This is a genomic window from Vibrio sp. 10N.222.55.C6 (genome assembly GCF_041473395.1).
Taxonomy (GTDB): Bacteria; Pseudomonadota; Gammaproteobacteria; order Enterobacterales; family Vibrionaceae; genus Vibrio; species Vibrio crassostreae_C.
In genome coordinates, this window is sequence record NZ_JBFRSD010001048.1 from 1 (window position 1) to 419 (window position 419).

At 43.9% G+C, this 419-nt stretch carries 1 protein-coding gene; it reads left to right on the forward strand.

Annotated elements, in window-relative coordinates:
- Window positions 1–39 precede the first annotated feature (39 nt).
- Window positions 40–419: D-alanyl-D-alanine carboxypeptidase (locus tag AB4486_RS27490; protein ID WP_372119968.1), on the forward strand; the 380-nt coding region annotated here is incomplete at its 3' end.

Genomic DNA, 419 nt, shown 5'->3' on the forward strand with positions numbered 1-419 from the left:
TCTGTATACTGAAAACATCAGCCATCCAAGAAATCTTCTATGCGCCTTCTATCCACACTACTTGTATGTAGTTTTTCCATTAGCGCTTTCTCAGTTAACGCTTACGCCCCTTTAGATAAACTGCCTGATGGCAGTAGCACCAGTGTGATTTTGGAATCCCTGAGTGGCGTCTCAAATAAAATGAATTCCAACAGTGATGGCTTCTATCCACCCGCCAGTACTTTAAAGCTGGTGACAGCTTTGGCGGCTAAGTTGGAATTAGGGGATGACTTTCACTACATGACCAGCATTGCCCGTTCTGGGAATGACTCAATCATTTCATTTAGTGGCGACCCAACGCTGCAACGAGAACAGCTTAAAAGCCTTTTGGCTCAATACGCTAAGTCTCAATCAAGAACCATAAAGGGCAACTTATACCT